Source organism: Hoeflea phototrophica DFL-43, from assembly GCF_000154705.2.
Lineage (GTDB): Bacteria > Pseudomonadota > Alphaproteobacteria > Rhizobiales > Rhizobiaceae > Hoeflea > Hoeflea phototrophica.
In genome coordinates this window covers 4,176,497-4,194,354 of record NZ_CM002917.1, presented here as the reverse complement: position 1 = coordinate 4,194,354, position 17,858 = coordinate 4,176,497, and the positions used below count along the sequence as shown (strand labels likewise).

General features: G+C 59.8%; 14 protein-coding genes and 1 riboswitch. Of the genes, 9 read left to right on the top strand and 5 right to left on the bottom strand.

What is annotated here, in order from left to right; genetic code table 11:
- Positions 1-6 precede the first annotated feature (6 nt).
- On the bottom strand, positions 7-600 hold the full coding sequence (gene phaR / locus HPDFL43_RS19840; protein WP_007199207.1) for a polyhydroxyalkanoate synthesis repressor PhaR: 594 nt from the start codon (positions 598-600) through the stop codon (positions 7-9).
- A gap of 346 nt (positions 601-946) precedes the next feature.
- Here phaR and HPDFL43_RS19835 point away from each other — a divergent pair, with 346 nt between their 5' ends.
- The 7 genes from HPDFL43_RS19835 (at position 947) to HPDFL43_RS19805 (ending at position 9,997) form a co-directional block, all read left to right on the top strand.
- Positions 947-2,128, top strand: a complete 1,182-nt coding sequence (locus HPDFL43_RS19835; protein ID WP_280949354.1) for an acetyl-CoA C-acetyltransferase — start codon at positions 947-949, stop codon at positions 2,126-2,128.
- A 107-nt stretch (positions 2,129-2,235) separates the two neighbouring features.
- A complete protein-coding gene (phbB, locus tag HPDFL43_RS19830; RefSeq protein ID WP_007199205.1) occupies positions 2,236-2,961 on the top strand; it encodes an acetoacetyl-CoA reductase in 726 nt (241 codons plus the stop codon).
- 721 nt (positions 2,962-3,682) lie between these two features.
- Positions 3,683-6,877, top strand: a complete 3,195-nt coding sequence (locus HPDFL43_RS19825) for a helicase-related protein (RefSeq protein WP_007199203.1) — start codon at positions 3,683-3,685, stop codon at positions 6,875-6,877.
- Between the two features lie 11 nt (positions 6,878-6,888).
- Positions 6,889-7,281, top strand: coding sequence for an RNA-binding S4 domain-containing protein (locus HPDFL43_RS19820; RefSeq protein WP_007199202.1), 393 nt, complete (start codon positions 6,889-6,891; stop codon positions 7,279-7,281).
- Positions 7,282-7,512: 231 nt separating this feature from the next.
- The gene (gene fdxA / locus HPDFL43_RS19815) at positions 7,513-7,851 is read left to right on the top strand and encodes a ferredoxin FdxA (RefSeq protein ID WP_007199201.1); all 339 of its coding nucleotides are present in this window, start codon (positions 7,513-7,515) and stop codon (positions 7,849-7,851) included.
- A 423-nt stretch (positions 7,852-8,274) separates the two neighbouring features.
- Positions 8,275-8,844: a CarD family transcriptional regulator gene (locus tag HPDFL43_RS19810; RefSeq protein ID WP_007199199.1), complete on the top strand. Its 570-nt coding sequence runs from the start codon at positions 8,275-8,277 to the stop codon at positions 8,842-8,844.
- A gap of 289 nt (positions 8,845-9,133) precedes the next feature.
- A complete protein-coding gene (locus HPDFL43_RS19805; RefSeq protein ID WP_040450601.1) occupies positions 9,134-9,997 on the top strand; it encodes an RNA polymerase factor sigma-32 in 864 nt (287 codons plus the stop codon).
- Between the two features lie 62 nt (positions 9,998-10,059).
- Here HPDFL43_RS19805 and HPDFL43_RS19800 read toward each other — a convergent pair whose 3' ends face one another.
- The 4 genes from HPDFL43_RS19800 to thiB form a co-directional block, all read right to left on the bottom strand.
- Complete coding sequence (locus HPDFL43_RS19800) at positions 10,060-11,571, bottom strand: M48 family metalloprotease (RefSeq protein ID WP_007199197.1); 1,512 nt, start codon at positions 11,569-11,571, stop codon at positions 10,060-10,062.
- A gap of 140 nt (positions 11,572-11,711) precedes the next feature.
- Positions 11,712-12,434 (bottom strand): thiamine ABC transporter ATP-binding protein, encoded by a 723-nt coding sequence (locus HPDFL43_RS19795; RefSeq protein WP_007199196.1) that lies wholly within the window; start codon positions 12,432-12,434, stop codon positions 11,712-11,714.
- A complete protein-coding gene (thiP, locus tag HPDFL43_RS19790) occupies positions 12,431-14,032 on the bottom strand; it encodes a thiamine/thiamine pyrophosphate ABC transporter permease (protein ID WP_007199195.1) in 1,602 nt (533 codons plus the stop codon). Before thiP ends, HPDFL43_RS19795 begins: the two co-directional genes overlap by 4 nt.
- Positions 14,033-14,093: 61 nt before the next feature.
- Positions 14,094-15,104, bottom strand: a complete 1,011-nt coding sequence (thiB, locus tag HPDFL43_RS19785) for a thiamine ABC transporter substrate binding subunit (RefSeq protein WP_007199194.1) — start codon at positions 15,102-15,104, stop codon at positions 14,094-14,096.
- 38 nt (positions 15,105-15,142) lie between these two features.
- Positions 15,143-15,252: riboswitch (TPP riboswitch) on the bottom strand.
- A 64-nt stretch (positions 15,253-15,316) separates the two neighbouring features.
- On the opposite strand from thiB, the gene HPDFL43_RS19780 reads away from it, so the two are divergent.
- Together HPDFL43_RS19780 and HPDFL43_RS19775 are read left to right on the top strand one after the other, a co-directional pair.
- A complete protein-coding gene (locus HPDFL43_RS19780; protein ID WP_007199193.1) occupies positions 15,317-15,970 on the top strand; it encodes a thiamine diphosphokinase in 654 nt (217 codons plus the stop codon).
- Between the two features lie 2 nt (positions 15,971-15,972).
- The gene (locus HPDFL43_RS19775; RefSeq protein WP_007199192.1) at positions 15,973-17,802 is read left to right on the top strand and encodes an ABC-F family ATP-binding cassette domain-containing protein; all 1,830 of its coding nucleotides are present in this window, start codon (positions 15,973-15,975) and stop codon (positions 17,800-17,802) included.
- Positions 17,803-17,858: the final 56 nt, after the last annotated feature.

The window sequence follows — 17,858 nt, the reverse complement described above, 5'->3', positions numbered from 1 at the left end:
AGAGGGTCAGGTGTCGATCGCGTTGATCTTGTCCTGAAGGTTTTTGAGTTCGGCTTTGAGTTCGCCGATGTCCTTGGAAGTGTCGGTCTTCTTTTCGGACTCGCCGGGTTCCGCAGAGTGGCCGAGGGTAAAGGGCGAAAACATTTGCATCGCCTTCTGGAACATTTCGGTGTTGCGGCGCACCTGATCTTCGACCATCTGCATGGGGAGCTGCATGTTGCGGGTCACTGGATTTTCGCCGACGGAATTGGTCAACTGCGCGCGCATCTGTTCCTGCTGTTCGGTCAGAGCGGCCATGGAGTGTTCCAGGTAGCTGGGTACGACCATCTGCAATTGGTCGCCATAGAAGGCAATCAGCTGACGCAGGAAAGAGACCGGAAGCAGCGTGTTGCCGGTTTTTGATTCCTGTTCGAAAATGATCTGGGTCAGCACCGAATGGGTGATGTCGTCACCGCTCTTGGCGTCAAGAACAACAAAATCATCGCCCTTTTTGACCATCACCGCCAAATCATCAAGCGTCACATAGGTGCTGGTACCTGTGTTGTAGAGACGACGGTTGGCGTACTTCTTGATGGTTACGGGACCGCTGTTTTTGGCCATTAGGTTCTCCTCGATGGTCTCCCCGGACCTGAAAGTCTAAGTTTCAACAAGACTGTAGGCGATAATTCGACGAAATGACAAATCCTTTGTGCATTGCAGCTAACCGGGCCGTGCCCCTCGGGACTCGTTTCGGATCCACCATTGTGCTGTCAGCCAAAGGCAACCTTTGCTGCGGGGCCTGCTGGCCGCCTTCCACTTTCTCGCGAAGCGAACGCCGCTTCGGGATGGCGTCAGACCATAGTGTCGATTAAAACGATTGCATGTCGAAACCAGACGCAGAGCATTTGACAGGCGCTCCAAGCTCCGGCACGGTTTGCGCAAATTCTCATCAGAACATGACAGGGATATCACCATGAGTTCTATCGTTATCGCCAGCGCGGCACGCACTCCCGTCGGCTCGTTCAACGGGGCATTGTCTTCTGTTGCAGCCCATGACCTTGGCGCGGTCGCCATCAAGGCTGCGCTTGAGCGGGCCGGTGTTGCACCCGGGGAAGTCGACGAAGTTATCCTCGGCCAGATCCTTTCGGCCGGCCAGGGGCAGAACCCAGCGCGCCAGGCTGCAATGGCGGCAGGAATCCCACAGGAAGCAACGGCCTGGGGGCTGAACCAGCTCTGCGGTTCGGGCTTGCGCGCGGTGGCGCTCGGTATGCAGCAGATTGCATCCGGGGATGCCGACATTATCGTCGCCGGCGGTCAGGAATCGATGTCGCTGGCGCCGCACGCGATGCATATGCGCAATGGTGTGAAAATGGGCGCAGCCAGCATGGTCGATACCATGATGTATGATGCGCTGACCGATGCGTTTTACAATTATCTGATGGGCAACACCGCCGAGAATGTCGCCAAGCAGTGGCAGCTTTCGCGCGACGAGCAGGACGCCTTTGCCGTCAACTCGCAGAACAAGGCTGAAGCCGCGCAGAAGGCCGGCAAGTTCAAGGACGAGATCGCCGCAGTCACCATCAAGGGCCGCAAGGGTGATACGGTCGTCGAGGAAGACGAGTACATCAAGCATGGTGTCACCGTAGAGGGCATCTCCAAGCTGCGTCCGGCCTTCGACAAGGAAGGCACCGTGACCGCTGCCAATGCGTCGGGCATCAATGATGGCGCTGCCGCCACCGTGCTGATGAGCGAAGCGGAAGCCTCCAAGCGCGGGATCACGCCAATGGCACGTATCGTGTCCTGGGCAACCGCCGGTGTCGATCCGCAGATCATGGGCACAGGCCCGATCCCTGCATCGCGCAAGGCGCTTGAAAAGGCCGGCTGGAGTGTTGGAGATCTCGATCTGGTGGAGGCCAACGAGGCATTCGCTGCGCAGGCCTGCGCGGTGAACAAGGATATGGGTTGGGATCCGGCGATCGTCAACGTCAATGGCGGCGCGATTGCCATCGGTCACCCGGTCGGCGCATCCGGTGCCCGGATCCTGAACACGCTGCTTTTCGAGATGGTTCGCCGTGACGCCAAGAAGGGCCTTGCGACGCTTTGCATCGGCGGTGGCATGGGCGTGGCGCTCTGTGTCGAACGCGACTAAGATCTTTTCGAGAATGGTGCGGTGAACCGGAGGTTTGCCACACCCAAGAATACAGTCCGCAGGGGCGGACATAAGACTGCAGAAAGTGATCCTGGAGGAGGAGCAGTATGAGTAAGGTAGCAATCGTGACGGGAGGGTCGCGGGGAATCGGGGCGGCGATTTCAGTCGCGCTGAAAGAGGCGGGCTATACTGTTGCCGCCAATTATGCAGGCAATGATGATGCGGCGGCGAAGTTCACAGCCGAGACCGGGATCAAGACCTACAAATGGTCGGTTGCCGATTATGATGCCTGCGTTGCAGGGATCGCCCAGGTTGAGGCGGATCTTGGTCCGGTCGCGGTGCTGGTCAACAATGCCGGCATCACCCGTGATGGTATGTTCCACAAGATGACGCCACAGATGTGGAATGAAGTCATCAACACCAACCTTACCGGGCTGTTCAACATGACCAATCCGGTGTGGGGCGGGATGCGCGAGCGCAAGTTCGGCCGCGTGATCAACATCTCCTCGATCAATGGCCAGAAGGGACAGGCCGGTCAGGTCAATTACTCGGCGGCCAAGGCCGGTGACATCGGCTTCACCCGCGCTTTGGCTCAGGAAGGCGCGCGCGCCGGGATTACCGTCAACGCGATTTGCCCGGGCTATATCGGTACTGACATGGTCCGCGCCATCGATGAGAAGGTTCTCAACGAGCGCATCATCCCGCAGATCCCGGTTGGCCGGCTGGGCGAGCCTGAAGAAATTGCACGTGCGGTGGTGTTTCTTGCCGCTGATGACGCCGGCTTCATTACGGGCTCCACGATCTCGGCCAATGGCGGGCAGTACTTCTCCTGATCACGCAGGCAAGTCGAAGACAACAAACGGCTCCTTCGGGGGCCGTTTTGTGTTGAATCTGAACAAGAGACAGTCGTTGCGGGGCTCAAAGGTTAACAGCGGCGTCGCTGAAGCGGTTCTCAGAGCCTTCTCAAATGAGAACATTAGTGGTTCAAAATGGCGAGTTGACCATATGTTGTGTCGAACAAAACAAGAACTATTGCAGGTCTGTGATTCGTAGCCGATTCGTTCCGCCAGTGTTCCGAAAGTTAACAAGAGTGTTGAAACGTCATCAATATGGTTAACGAAGTATTTGGAATTATTAACAAAAAGCTAATGCATCCGGAACCGCTAGAGAAGCCATGAAGGCCGCTGTTCCCTACTCGATGGCAAAAGTTAACGGTATCAGCCAAACGGGAACAAAAACGGTCCGGAGTGATTCAGCATTTTGTATGGTGATGTTTGAATCTGGCTACATGTTGCGGTGAACAAAAGCAGAATCAGAGCGAGTCAATGATTCGTCGCCGATTCGTTCCGGCACTGTTCCAGAGGTTAATGCGGGGGACCAGACGGGCATAAATTTTTGCGCTGTTTCAAACCTGCCGATATGCTAAGGCATGCGCGCCCGGATGGTTTGTCGGGGCAATCCGCTTTGATGTGACGCCCGACAGGCAATGGGCATCAGATGCGCCATGTTTGAGTGCTTGCAGTCCTGGCTGCGGCCCCGATCCTGAAACGGACAATGATGCCCGCTTCCAGCAAAAACAATGCGAACCCCCTGATCCTTTCGGGCCGTGGTGTCACGGCGGTGCTCGGACCGACCAACACGGGCAAGACGCACTACGCCATCGAGCGGATGGCATCCTACTCTTCGGGCGTAATCGGGCTGCCACTGCGGCTTCTGGCGCGGGAAGTCTATGGCCGCATGGTCGACAAGGTCGGCGTTCAGCATGTGTCCCTTGTCACCGGCGAAGAAAAGATCTCGCCGCCGGGTGCGCGCTACGCGGTTTGCACCGTCGAAGCGATGCCGCAACGGACTGATGCGGCCTTTGTTGCCATAGACGAGGTGCAGATCGCCGGCGACCTTGAGCGCGGGCATGTGTTCACCGACCGGATCCTGTCTTTGCGCGGACGCGAGGAAACACTGCTTCTGGGCTCGTTGACGGTACGCGGCATTCTTGAGCAGCTTCTGCCCGGAATCACCGTCATCGAGCGGCCCCGGCTCTCGGAACTGCATTATGCCGGATCGAAAAAAATCACCCGGCTGCCGCGGCGTTCGGCCATCGTGGCGTTCTCGGCAGACGAGGTCTATGCCATTGCCGAACTGGTAAGGCGTCAGCGCGGCGGTGCGGCCGTTGTGCTGGGTGCACTAAGCCCGCGCACCCGCAACGCCCAGGTCGAGCTCTATCAGAACGGTGATGTCGACTATCTGGTGGCAACCGATGCCATCGGCATGGGGCTCAATCTCGATGTTGACCATGTGGCCTTTGCCCAGGAACGAAAATTCGACGGTCATTCCTACAGGCAGCTGACGGCATCTGAATTCGGCCAGATTGCGGGCCGCGCGGGCAGGCATCTGCGTGACGGGACATTTGGCGTTACCGGACAGGTGTCGCCCCTGCATGACGATCTGGTCCATCGGCTGGAAAGCCATGTGTTCGAACCGGTCAAGATTCTGCAGTGGCGGTCCAAGCAGCTCGATTTCTCGTCGCTCAAGGCGTTGCAGGGAAGTCTCGAGCAAGTGCCTGCGATCCAGGGCCTGACCCGTGCCTTGCCAGCGGTCGATCAGCGCGCGCTCGAGCACCTGGTCAATGATTTCGAGGTGCGGGATCTGGCGAGCACGCCTCAAAACGTTGCCACGCTGTGGGACGTCTGCGCCTTGCCTGACTACCGCCGCATTGCACCGGCGCAGCATGCCGACCTGATCGCCACGATCTATGGCGATCTGGTCCGGCGCGGTGCGGTCAATGAGGATTTTCTTGCTGAACAGGTGCGCCGGACCGACTCCACGGATGGAGAAATCGACACTTTGTCGGCACGAATTTCGCAAATTAGAACCTGGACATATGTCTCGAACAGGCCGCAATGGCTTGCCGATCCGACACACTGGCAGGAAAAGACGCGCGAAATCGAAGATCGATTGTCAGATGCGCTGCATGAAAGGTTGACGAAACGCTTCGTTGACCGCAGGACATCTGTGCTCATGAGGCGCCTGAGAGAGAACGCGATGCTCGAAGCTGAAATTAGTGTAAACGGTGATGTCTTTGTTGAAGGTCACCATGTCGGACAATTGGCGGGTTTCCGGTTCATGGCCGATAGCTCTGCCGAAGGGCCTGATGCGAAGGCGATCACCGCCGCCGCTTTGAAGGCGCTGGCGCTGGAATTCGAGGCAAGGGCCGCACGGCTGCATGCTTCGGGCAATTCCGATTTTGCCATCGGTGCGGATGGCACCGTGCGTTGGCTCGGCGATCCGGTAGCCAAGCTTGTGGCCGGGGATCATATTCTCAAGCCGCGCTCGATCCTTCTTGCCGACGAGCAATTGACAGGCAGCGCGCGCGATCTCGTCGCAGCCCGCATCGACCGCTTCGTCAATCACCACATTGCCATGGTGCTCAAGCCGCTCGACGATCTTGCGCGGGCCGAGGATCTCGACGGCCTGGCGCGCGGTCTTGCGTTCCGGCTGGCAGAAAGCCTCGGTGTTCTGTTCCGGCGCGACGTCGCTGACATGATCAAGGAGCTCGACCAGACGGCACGGGCCAGCCTGCGCAAATACGGCATTCGCTTCGGCGCCTATCACATCTTTATGCCGGCGCTGCTCAAGCCTGCGCCTGCGGAGCTTGTGACACTGCTGTGGGCGCTCGCCAATGACGGGTTCACCAGGCCGGGATACGGTGATGTGACGCCGCTTCTGGCAGCTGGGCGCACCTCGGTGGCAACCGACACGGCGATTGATCGTGAGTTCTACCGGCTTGCCGGTTTCCGCTTTCTGGGCAAACGCGCAGTCCGTATTGACATTCTCGAACGGCTGGCAGACCTGATCCGGCCAGCGCTGCAATGGAAACCAGGCACGCAGGGCGCGCGTCCGGAAGCCGCCTATGACGGCCGCCGTTTCATCACCACCACCGGAATGCTGTCGATCCTCGGCGCGACTCAGGACGATATCGAAGAAATCCTCAAGGGTCTGGGTTACCGCGCCGACCCGGTGCCGGCGGAAGACGCGCAGGCTCATCTTGCCGCGCTGGAAGCTGCGCAAGCGGGCTCCACGGATGAAAAAGAAGCCGGGCCCGTGGTCGAGGTTGTGGCCTCTCGCACTGCGGCCGACCGGCCACTGAAGAAACCTGAGCCTGCCGAGAATGGCAGCGACGGGGCAGGGACAGAGGTCGCTGCCGCTGAGGGTGCCACATCTGCACCGGCTGAGGGCGAAGCTGCTGAAGCCGAAGCTGTGGCTGCGGAGGTCAATCCTGATAGGCAGGCGGAAACCCAACCGGATGCGGCTGCCGATGCTGGTGCGGGCGCTGCCGGCGGGGAAATCCCGGCTGCGCAAGAACCTGCACCGGCTTCTGTCGCCGATGCGTCCGGTGAAGTGGCTGGCGAAGAGGCGGAAGCGCCCCGACCGGTGTTGCTGTGGCGGCCCGGTGGGCGCTCTGATGGCCAGCGCGGCGCGGGCGATGGAGCTGGACGCCGTGATGGCGGCCGACGCCATGGTGGCGAAGGTGATGGTGAGGGCCGGCCCAAAGGCAACCGGGGCAAGCCGGCCCGGCATGGTGGCAAGCCAGGGGGCGGGAAACCTGGTGGTGGCAAGGGTGGTTTCGGAAAGGGCGGCGACGGCAATCGCGGTCCACGAAACAACGAACGTCCGACGCGCAAGGAAAAGCCGATCGATCCGGATTCACCCTTCGCGGCGCTCGCGGCTTTGCGCGACCAACTTAAAAAATAGTTCCAGGGCCCATGGATCAGGCGGCACGACAGCGGATCGACAAATGGCTGTTTTTCGCGCGCGTGATCAAATCGCGGACGCTCGCAGCCAAATTTGTTGCGGGCGGCAAGGTGCGGGTCAATGGCGACAAGATCGACCAACCGAGTTTTGCGGTCAAACCCGATGACGTTCTGACGATTTCGCTGGAGCGTAAAATCCTGGTCCTCCGCATCGCTGGATGCGGGCACAGGCGCGGCCCCGCGCCAGAGGCACAATTGCTTTATGAGGATTTAACCCCGAAGCCTGCGGCAGTTGACAAGATGGTGGTGTTGAAAGCGGCTGAGCGTGAACCCGGCGCTGGCCGTCCCACCAAGCGCGACCGCCGCAAGATCGACATGTTCCGCAATCCCGAAACTGATGATTGAGCGCAGACTGCCAGAATCGAGGTCCGCCTTTCGCAGCGACCTTTGCGCGCGGCGCGCCTGAGATCTTGCAAAGCAGGCTCAAAGCCGTTACCTGACCGCCGAAGTTGACGTGTGTTCATGGCTTTGGAATATTTTTCCTTGAGCAGCGTGGGCAAGCCCGAATAAACAGTGATTGTTCAGAGTTTGCAGCATCATTGACACGTGGATCGCATCCACACGCAGGAGACTGAGATGACTTATGTGGTGACCGACAATTGCATCCGTTGCAAATACATGGATTGCGTTGAAGTTTGCCCCGTCGACTGCTTCTACGAAGGTGAGAACATGCTGGTCATTCATCCTGATGAATGCATCGATTGCGGCGTGTGCGAACCGGAATGTCCAGCCGAGGCGATCAAACCCGACACCGAGCCCGGCATGGAGAAGTGGCTCGTGGTCAACACCGAGTATGCCGACAAGTGGCCCAATATCACGGTCAAACGCGATGCACCGGACGACGCCAAGGACTTTGACGGCACGGAAGGCAAATTCGAGAAGTACTTCTCCGCCGAGCCTGGCGAAGGCGATTGATCGCGTTCAAAGCGCTGCGATTTCTTTGCATTGCAACAATCCGATCCGCTGCGTTGCGGTGTGGATGATCATAGCTTGACGAGCCTGTTTGCGTACGAATGACGTGAACTCGCAAATCATTGATTTATGCGATATTTTGTGATAGTGTCTTTCTTGCTGACATTTTCGAGGCGCCGTCAGGGCGAAACAAGAAGCAAAAAAAACGAAAGCAAACGTCCTTCGCGCGGCGACCATATTCCTGCAGCGCTGTAGCTGCCGGAACGGCATCAGCCTCTCGACGTTTGTCTCTTTGTTGACCTGCAGGTTTCACTTTCGGCTCGGCTTTGTTGGTGTGGTGCGCTCCTGGGCGCACTCAGGACCTGTCCGGACAACCCCTGCCCGGCTCCCAGTGTCCGTTTCCGTAACAGGGAGTAATGAACACGCATGACAACCCAGCAAAAAAAATCATCGACGAGACAGGGTTTCAAGACCGGTGAATCGATCGTTTATCCAGCGCATGGCGTTGGCCAGATCGTTGCCATCGAAGAGCAGGAAGTGGCTGGCCACAAGCTCGAATTGTTCGTGATTGACTTTGAAAAAGACAAGATGCGCCTCAAGGTTCCGGTCGCCAAGGCCTCGACCATTGGTATGCGCAAGCTTTCCGAGACTGATTTTGTCGAGCGCGCTCTCAAGGTCGTTCAGGGCCGTGCCCGCGTCAAGCGCACCATGTGGTCGCGCCGTGCGCAGGAATATGATGCGAAAATCAATTCCGGCGACCTGATCTCGATTGCTGAAGTGGTACGCGACCTTTACCGCGCAGAAAATCAGCCGGAGCAGTCCTATTCTGAGCGGCAGCTTTATGAAGCCGCACTCGACCGCATGGCGCGTGAACTGGCCGCAGTCAACAAGATGTCGGACACAGAAGCCGTTCGGTTGATTGAAACCAACCTGAACAAGGGTCCGAAGCGCGGCAAGGCCGCTGATGAGGACGGCGCGCAGGAAGAAGCTGCGTAATCAAATCTCGATTTGATTGACATTTGAGGCCCGGACGCATGGCGCGCCCGGGCCTTTTTGTATCTGTATTTTGCGCATTCCGAACCTGCTGTTTCTGATACGCTACCTCAAGGGGAATGGCCCGAAACCCGGTTCGGGAAAGACATCTCCTTTCCGGAAAAACCTGGTTCTCGAATGAGATGTGGCGCTCGGAAGGTGCTGCGATCACAGATATGTCATCTGCTGTGATGATCCGAATTCCGCTCTTCGGCGTAACTGTACCAGAAGCAAGTTGGAACAGGAGCGTGTCATGACAGCGACTTTGGCTAACAGGCAAATGGTCCGTGCGGCGATGGCTGCGCCCTATCTGGAGCGTGACGAGGAACATGATCTCGCAGTCGCCTGGAAGAACAACAAGGACCAGGACGCTCTTCACAAGATTACTATGGCACATATGCGCCTGGTGATTTCCATGGCCGCGAAATTCCGAAATTTCGGTTTGCCGATGGGTGATCTGGTCCAGGAAGGGCACGTCGGGCTGCTTGAGGCGGCTGCACGTTTCGACCCTGAGCGCGAGGTTCGCTTTTCCACCTACGCAACCTGGTGGATTCGTGCATCGATACAGGACTACATTCTTCGCAACTGGTCCATTGTCCGGGGCGGAACCAGCTCTGCCCAAAAAGCTCTTTTCTTCAATCTCAGACGCTTGCGCGCGCGGCTGGCGCAGGATGATCCGACCCTGACCGACTCCGCCATTCACATTCAGATTGCAGATTCGCTGGGCGTCCACGTCAAGGATGTCGCGGTTATGGATGCGCGGCTATCCGGCCCCGATTCGTCCCTCAACGCGCCGATGTCGGATGGCGAGTCCGGAGCATCGTCCGACCGTATGGACTTCCTCAAGAGCGACGAACCGCTTCCAGATGAACAGGTTTCGACAATCATTGACGAGGAGCGGCGCAATACCTGGCTGGGAGATGCGCTCAACACGCTCAATCCCCGCGAGCTTCTGATTATCCGCAAGCGGCGGCTGGCAGAGGAAGGCGCGACGCTCGAGGCGCTCGGAGCCACGCTTGGAATTTCCAAGGAAAGGGTCCGCCAGATCGAAAACCGCGCTCTGGAAAAGCTTCGCGCAGTGCTTTCCAGTGAAACGCCGGAAATCGCCAGCCTTTAAGCCGAGCGGGGCTGCCTCGCTTAGGGGTCTGGTCTCCAGGTTTCTCCGAAGAGAGGCCCTGCCTATCTGTCAGAGACAATCTTGACCTTCTGCCCGGCCCTCAGCGAGGCGCCGGGTGCAATCGCGTTCAGAAGTCTAAACAGGTCCATCTTGCGTTCGACACCGCGCATGCGTGCGGCCAGGGATGCGACTGTATCGCCCTGAGCCACCGTGACGATTCGAATCCGCAAGGGTTCGAGTGCCTGGATTTCACGGTCCGACAGCACACGAAAGCCTGATCTTATTGCGGAGGCGGTGGGTTCCAGATCGCTGCTGCCGCGAGGTGCCGCTGTCAGGAAGCGATAAATCCGGTCTTCGAACCGGATCACGGTGATATCAAAATCCCATTTGTCTGCGCTGGCGCGTGCCGTGGCTGCCGGCAAACCGCTGATGCGTGTTTGGCGGATGGAGCTTTCGTCCAGCCCGGTCACCCATCCGCTGGCGATGTATTTGGACAGAGCCTGCCGGTTCTTGTCTGTCACGCCATCAAAGCGGACGGCTAGATCCCTAGGTCCGGTGGCCAGCACGGCGTCCGCCTTGTTGTCGATCCTGAAGCCGTTGGGCACCGAGAAGCGGACCCCAAGCACGGGATGAAGGAACTCTGTGCCGCGGACATAGCCTTCATTCGGGCTGTCCCCGAACAACAGGCCGTCAATGCCCTGAAGATAGTAGTCGCGCCCGCGATCTCCGACGCCTTCAGGACCGAAGGCGCGCGCATGGTTCTTGGCAAGCTGCATGCGCTGAGGGGCATTGGGATGGCTTGCAAGAAAATCCAGGTTGGTGTCGGTGTCCGGATCGACAGAATTGAAGCGTTGATTCGCGTCCATCGATTCGAGGAACCGGGCGGCGGCGAAGGGGTCGTAACCTGCCTCTCCGAGCATTCTCACACCGATGACATCAGCCTGGAGTTCCTGGTTGCGCGAAAAGGCGGCGAGTGAAAGCTTGCCGCGGGCGAGCACCTGCCGTCCGGCGATGGAATTGGAAAACAGCTCTTCAGCGACCTGGCCGGCGAGCTCGACTTCCTGTTCGCGGCGCTGGCGCTCAAGTCCGTGGTTGGCGGTGACATGGGCCATTTCATGGGAGAGAACCGCAGCCACTTCCGATGCGTCATTGGCAAGGGCGAGCAGTCCGCGGGTCACATAAAGATATCCGCCGGGCAGCGCAAAAGCGTTGACAGCGGGCGAATTGAGCACGGTGATGCGGTAGGCCTGCTGCGGGTTTTCTGAAACCAGTGTCAACGCGCCGACAATGCGTGCCACCAGACGTTCGGTCTTGGCGTCACGATATTCGCCGCCATAGCTTGCGATGATCCGGGGATGCTCATTGGCGCCGATCCGTGTGCGCGGGTCGGACGCGCCTGCGCTTTCCGCCGTCTGCGGTACGTTCGATGGCCGCAGATTCGGCTCGTAGAAATCCACGCCAAGGTTCTGGCAACCGGCAAGCAACAAAGCCGTGCCGAAAAAGGCTGCCGATCTAAGGCTTGCGCGTTTGGGTGCGCCGATCAAGATCAAATTGGACGCTGCAGTCTTGGCCATTGTCCGTGTCTGCGTTCGGTTTCAATCTTGCCGGAACGGAGGCTTGGGAGCATCGGCGGCCGGAGCGGAAGTGACGGGTTTATATTACTTTACACTGCTTCTCCAGTGGCAAGCAGTCACGACCAAAATGTGGCGCGGGCTCAAGAAGTGGCGGAACGGCCCAAATATTTCTCGAGATCGGGCAAGTCGCGGCGTTCAAAAAAGCCGGCTATGGACGCATCCGCAGTGATCCGTCCGCCCGAGACGAACAGCACCTGCTGGGCCGCCGTCCTGGCTTCATCGGGATCGTGGGTGACCATGATCACGGTCGCGCCGACTTCGGTGCGGATATCGAGCATCAGGGACAACATGTCGGCGGCCAAACCGGGGCCGAGGCCATCAAACGGCTCATCGAGAAGCAGCAGCGGCCGGTGGCGGGCAAAGGCGCGGGCCAGCGCGACACGCTGGCGTTCGCCGCCTGAAAGCGTCGCCGGCATGCGATTGCCAAAACCGGCAAGGTCAACGCGCTCCAGAGCCGCCTCGACACGTGACCAAGCTGCAGCGTCAAGCCGCAGGGCGGGATCGAGGCCAAGGCCGATATTTGTGCGGATGTCGAGGTGGGCGAAGAGGTTGTTGTCCTGGAACACCATTGAAACACCGCGTTCGGCCGGAGCAAGCTCATTGACCCGTTTTCCGTGGAGACGGATCTCGCCGCTGCGCGGAGACAAAAAGCCGGCGGCGAGATTGAGCAGTGTCGATTTGCCTGCGCCCGATGGTCCCAGAACGGCGGTGACGCTGCCTGCCTCGCGGCTGAAGGAGAACTCCGCGCTCAGATTCCCGACGCCGAAGCAAACCGCGTCGAATGTGATTGCGGGGGCGTTCAACGCCTCTCCTCCTTGCTGGGATTGCCTAATCTGTCGGCCATCAAGATGAGCCCCATGGTCGCAATGCCCAGCAAAAGCGCAAGTCCCGCGGCGTCATCGGTCCGGTAACTGCCGAGTTTCTGATAGAGCAGCCAGGGCAGGGTGATGATGCGATCGCTGCCAAACAGTGCGATTGCGCCGAGATCGCCCAGTGACAGCGCCAGCGCGAAAGCAAAGCCGGTGGTCAGCGGCATCAGAATGGCCGGCAGATCAATGTGCCGGAGCCGGTTGAAACCCGTGATGCCGAGCGATAGCGAGAGCCGGCCATTGCGTGCCATGGCGGTCTGATAGGCGGGTTCGAGCACCCGCATCACAAAGGGCAGCGCCATCAGCGCATTGACAGTGATGATAGCTGCCAGAGGTGCTGCGAGTTGCCCCGCGCCGCCGCCGAGCATCAGAAACCAGCCGGCGCCAAGGACGACCGGCGGGACCAGCAAAGTGAGTGATCCCGCAGCTCCCGAAAATGTGGAGAGTATTGCCAGACTTCGTCTGGTGGGTGGATCGCCGGCGGAATGGCGTGCACGGACCATCAGGCCTGCAATCAGGATGGCGAGCAAGGCCGCCGCTGCACCAATGCCGAAGCTGGTTGCCGTGGCGCGCCAGAACAGTGGATCGCCAAGCAGTCTGGGCAGGTCTGCGGCAAGGCCGGCAAAGACCACCGCTGCCATCGGACCGGCCACGAACAGCGCTCCAAGGCCAATCAGCAGGGCATCGGGCAGGGTTGCCCATCCGCCACGCACATCGGGCCGCATTGTGCCACCGCCCTTGGTGCTGCCCGGATCGGTGGGAGCCGAAATAAGCTTCAGTCCGGCCATGATTGCCAGCGTGAGGGCGATCTGGATGCCTGAGAGCAACACCACGCGGTTTGGATCGAAGTCAAACCGCAGTGCCTGATAGATCGCCACCTCCAGGGTGGTGGCAGCCGGGCCGCCGCCCAGAACCAGCACGAGTGTGAACGATGTGGCACACAGCATGAAGACCAGACCCGCAGCGCCTGCTACAGACCGGCGCATCGTCGGCCATTCGATCAGGCGAAACAGGGTGAAGCCACCGAGCCCGAGATTGGCTGCGGTTTTCCAGTACTCGCCCGGCAACCGCTGCAAGGCCGGAAGGATCAGCCGGGTGGCCAGTGGCATGTTGAAGAACACATGTGCCAGCAGGATTCCGCTAAGCCCGTAAATCGAGAAGGGTGTCTGGACGCCGAACAGGGCCAGGCCCTGATTGGCGAGCCCGCTGCGGCCCCAGATCTCGATCAGGCCGAGGGCCGCGACCAATGGGGGGAGGCCGAGCGGTAGCGCAAACAAGCTGATCAGCCATTCCCGGCCTGCGAAATGGGGTCGCCGGGCAAGCGCACGGGCAAGCGGGATGGCGATCAGCACACTGAGCAGTGTGGACAACCCGGCCTGCATCAGCGTGAACCAGGTGATGCGCATCAGGTATGCGCTCTGGTTGCCCGACGCGCTGCTGCTGCCTCCGCTCGAGATTCCAAAGGAAATCAATACGGCTATTGGTACGGCCAGGGCGAGGCCCACTGCGACCAACGCAATCACGCCGCCCATACGGGCGGCGTGATGTTCAGGTCCTGTCAGTGAGCTTGTCAGCACGGGATGAACGCCACAATCAGCGGCTCATGGCGCCGAGCCATTCGTCAATCCAGGCTGCGCGGTTTCCAGCCACCTCTTCCGGTGAAAAGAGCAGGGTCTTTTCCGGATTGACCAGGGTTGCGAATGCCTCCGGCAGGTCGGTGGAGGTTGCTGCTGCCGGCCACATCCAGTTGTTGGTCGGGATTTCGTTCTGGAAGCCGGGGGTCATCATGAATGCGAGGAACTCGCGTGCCAACTCCTTGTCGGGTGCATTTGAGAGAAGTCCTGCCACCTCGATCTGAAGGTAGTGGCCTTCTGAGAACTCGGCCGCACGGTAACGATCGGTGTCTTCAACCACCATGTGGTAAGCGGGTGAGGTGGTGTAGGAGAGCACCATTGGGGCTTCGCCCGAAGTGAACAACCCATAGGCCTCCGACCAGCCCGGCGTGACGGTGAGAACGCGGCCAGAGAGTTTTTCCCAGGCGGCAGCGGCCTCATCGCCATAGACCGACTTGACCCAGAGCAACAGACCGAGGCCGGGCGTGGAGGTGCGTGGGTCCTGGATCACGATCTTCTGGTCTGCATCGCCTTCGACAAGATCCTTGAGGCTTGCCGGCGGCGTTTCGATGCTCTGACTGTCATAGATCACGGCGAAATGGCCGTAGTCATAGGGAATGAAAGTATCATCCGCGAAGCCACCTGGAACCGAAATCGCTGCGGTGTCGAGGCCGTGCGCGTCAAACAGGCCGGTGGCCTTGGCTTCTGCGACCAGATTGGTGTCGAGCCCGAGCACGATGCCTGCTTTCGCCTTTTCGCCTTCCAGCTTAAGCCGGTTCAGAAGCGCCACGCCATCGGCAACGCCGACCCATTTGAGGTCGCACTCGCAGTTGGCCTCAAAGGCAGCTTCGATCTTGGGCCCTGGACCCCATTCCGCGACGAAGCTGTCATAGGTGTAGATCGTCAGTTCCCTGTCGGCACCGATGGCGGGCTGAACAATGAAAGGGAATGCTGCAACAAGTGCAGCAGAAAAAAGGCTTGTCTTGCGCATCGATCGCGCCTCCTTGTGTTGTTAAAACAGGAATAGGCGCGTAATCGGCGTCTAATCCCTCCGCCGGTACAAACCGGATCAGGTTCTTCGGGTTGGCCACTTGGCCTCTCAGCCCGGTTTTTGACGCCAGGCACCCCGTTAGAGCGAGACAAGACATAGAATTTCTCGCCAACTCTGGCAAGTGCGGCAAAAGCTGCTATTGGCTGTCCGCGATGAAATCTGATCTGACATTTGCAATCCTGCTTGGTGGCGCACTGGTGCCTGATGAACGGGTCCGGACCCTGGTCCAGGGCGCTCGTGCGATCGCGGCTGATGGCGGCATGGCGCATGCGGCGGCGCTGGGGCTTAAGCCGGAACTCTGGGTGGGTGACTTTGATTCCACGGCCGACGATCTGCTGGCACGTCATAGCGGCGTGCCACGGCAGGCGTTTCCGGCGGAGAAGAACTTCACCGACGGAGAACTTGCCGTCGAAGAGGCGATCGCCCGTGGTGCGACCCGATTGATCCTGGTCGGGGCCTTTCAGGGCGCACGTACGGACCACGCGCTCGCGCATCTCATGCAGGCCGTCACCCTTGCCGAGCGCGGCCTCAATCTGGTGCTGACCTCGGGGACGGAAGAGGCGGTTCCGTTGCTGCCAGGGTCGCTGACGCTTGATCTTCCTGCCGGGTCGCTCATGTCGGTGATCGGGTTTTCGGATCTTGGCGGTCTGAGCCTTTTGGGCGTGAAATATCCGCTTCAGGAGGCCGATATCGCTTTCGGTGCCTCGCGCACCATATCGAATGTGGTCACCGGTCCGATGACCGCGAGCCTTCAATCCGGGCGGGCGCTTGTGCTTGCCCGGCCGCATGATTTTTCCGGAAGCTGACCATGGCGCCACCGATTCTCAAACTTGACGACATCAGACTGTCCTTCGGAGGCGCGCCGCTGCTGGACGGAGCGGAACTGCAGGTGGAGCCGGGGGACCGGATTTGCCTTGTGGGCCGCAACGGCTCTGGCAAATCAACTCTTTTGAAGATCGCGGCGGGACTTGTCGAGCCGCAGTCGGGTGAGATCTTCAGGCACCCGTCCTCGACGATCCGCTATCTGCCGCAGGCGCCGGATTTCGGGGACTTCACCACGGTTGAAGCCTATGCGGAAGCCGGGCTGGGCCCCAGCGACGATCCGCACCGGGTGAGTTACCTGCTTGGAAATCTGGGTCTGGATGGGGCTGCCGACCCGCAGACTCTTTCAGGCGGTGAGGCGCGCCGTGCAGCCCTGGCCCGTGCGCTTGCGCCGGAACCCGATATTTTGCTGCTGGATGAGCCGACCAACCATCTTGATCTGCCGACCATCGAATGGCTCGAAGAAGAGCTTGTGCGTGCGCGTGGCGCGCTGTTGGTGATCTCCCATGACCGGCGCTTTCTCGAGCGCGTCGGGCGCGCCACTGTCTGGCTTGACCGAGGACGGTCGTTGAGGCTGGAGAAGGGGTTCGAACATTTTGAGGCCTGGCGTGATGAGGTGCTTGAGGCAGAGGAGCTGGAGCAGCACAAGCTGGGACGCGCCATCGAGCGCGAGGAACATTGGCTGCGCTACGGTGTGACCGCGCGGCGCAAGCGCAACATGCGACGGCTTTCGCAGCTGCACACCATGCGGGCGGACCACCGAGGCCACAAGGGTCCGCAGGGGCGGATCAACGCGCAGGTGGCGGAGGGCCGGGACTCGGGCAAGCTGGTGATCGAGGCGGAAGGGATATCCAAGGTCTATGACAAGGCACCGGTGGTTCGCGATTTTTCGATCCGGATCAATCGCGGTGACTGTCTGGGCATCATTGGTCCCAATGGTGCCGGCAAGACAACGCTGCTGAAGATGCTGATTGGCGAATTGGAACCCGACACCGGGTTTGTGCGGCATGGATCGAAGCTTGACATCGCCGTGCTCGACCAGCGCCGCGACGTGCTCAATCCGGATGAAACGCTGGCGCATTACCTCACCGATGGCCGTGGCGACAGCCTTATCGTGAATGGCGAAGCCAAGCATGTGACCGGCTACATGAAGGACTTTCTGTTCCAGCCGGAGCAGGCGCACACGCCGATCCGGAACCTTTCGGGTGGAGAGAAGGCACGGCTGGTGCTGGCGAGAATTCTGTCGCAGCCTTCGAACCTGCTGATCCTTGATGAGCCGACCAATGATCTCGACATGGAAACGCTGGATCTGTTGCAGGAACTGGTGGCGTCCTACCCGGGCACCGTGATCCTGATCAGCCATGACCGCGATTTCCTCGATCGGACCGTGGGATCTGTGCTGGCGCCCGCCAATCCGACCGATCCTGACGGGCGCTGGATTGCCTATGCCGGTGGCTACACCGACATGCTGGCCCAAAGCGGCGAGGCGGCGCGGGAGAAGAAGGCGAAACAGGCTTCAGAAGCAGCCAAGTCGAGCGGAACGTCCAAGCCGCAGGCCGGCGCGCGCGAGGCATCGCGCAAGCTTTCCTACAAGCAGAAGTTCGCACTTGAATCGCTGCCCGGCAAGATCGAGGCGGCACAAGACAAACTTGCTGCCATTGAGGCCGAAATGGCTGATCCGGCGTTGTTTTCCAAGAATCCGGACGGATTTGCAGCGCGCGCCAAGGCCCATGATGCGCTCAAGACCGACATCGAAGCGATGGAAGGCGAGTGGCTCGAACTCGAGATGCTGCGCGAAGAGATCGAAGGCGGCTGACTGGCCTACAGCGCCGCGCATCCAATCTGATGCGCAAAGGACGCTGTAACGCTTTG

Bases quoted from the DNA above. Each gene is read 5' to 3' on its own strand.
- phaR (WP_007199207.1), bottom strand. From the start codon at position 600: ATGGCCAAAAACAGCGGTCCCGTAACCATCAAGAAGTACGCCAACCGT.
- phbB (WP_007199205.1), top strand. From the start codon at position 2,236: ATGAGTAAGGTAGCAATCGTGACGGGAGGGTCGCGGGGAATCGGGGCG.
- HPDFL43_RS19825 (WP_007199203.1), top strand. From the start codon at position 3,683: ATGATGCCCGCTTCCAGCAAAAACAATGCGAACCCCCTGATCCTTTCG.
- HPDFL43_RS19820 (WP_007199202.1), top strand. From the start codon at position 6,889: ATGGATCAGGCGGCACGACAGCGGATCGACAAATGGCTGTTTTTCGCG.
- fdxA (WP_007199201.1), top strand. From the start codon at position 7,513: ATGACTTATGTGGTGACCGACAATTGCATCCGTTGCAAATACATGGAT.
- HPDFL43_RS19810 (WP_007199199.1), top strand. From the start codon at position 8,275: ATGACAACCCAGCAAAAAAAATCATCGACGAGACAGGGTTTCAAGACC.
- HPDFL43_RS19805 (WP_040450601.1), top strand. From the start codon at position 9,134: ATGACAGCGACTTTGGCTAACAGGCAAATGGTCCGTGCGGCGATGGCT.
- HPDFL43_RS19800 (WP_007199197.1), bottom strand. From the start codon at position 11,571: ATGGCCAAGACTGCAGCGTCCAATTTGATCTTGATCGGCGCACCCAAA.
- thiP (WP_007199195.1), bottom strand. From the start codon at position 14,032: ATGGGCGGCGTGATTGCGTTGGTCGCAGTGGGCCTCGCCCTGGCCGTA.
- thiB (WP_007199194.1), bottom strand. From the start codon at position 15,104: ATGCGCAAGACAAGCCTTTTTTCTGCTGCACTTGTTGCAGCATTCCCT.
- HPDFL43_RS19780 (WP_007199193.1), top strand. From the start codon at position 15,317: ATGAAATCTGATCTGACATTTGCAATCCTGCTTGGTGGCGCACTGGTG.
- HPDFL43_RS19775 (WP_007199192.1), top strand. From the start codon at position 15,973: ATGGCGCCACCGATTCTCAAACTTGACGACATCAGACTGTCCTTCGGA.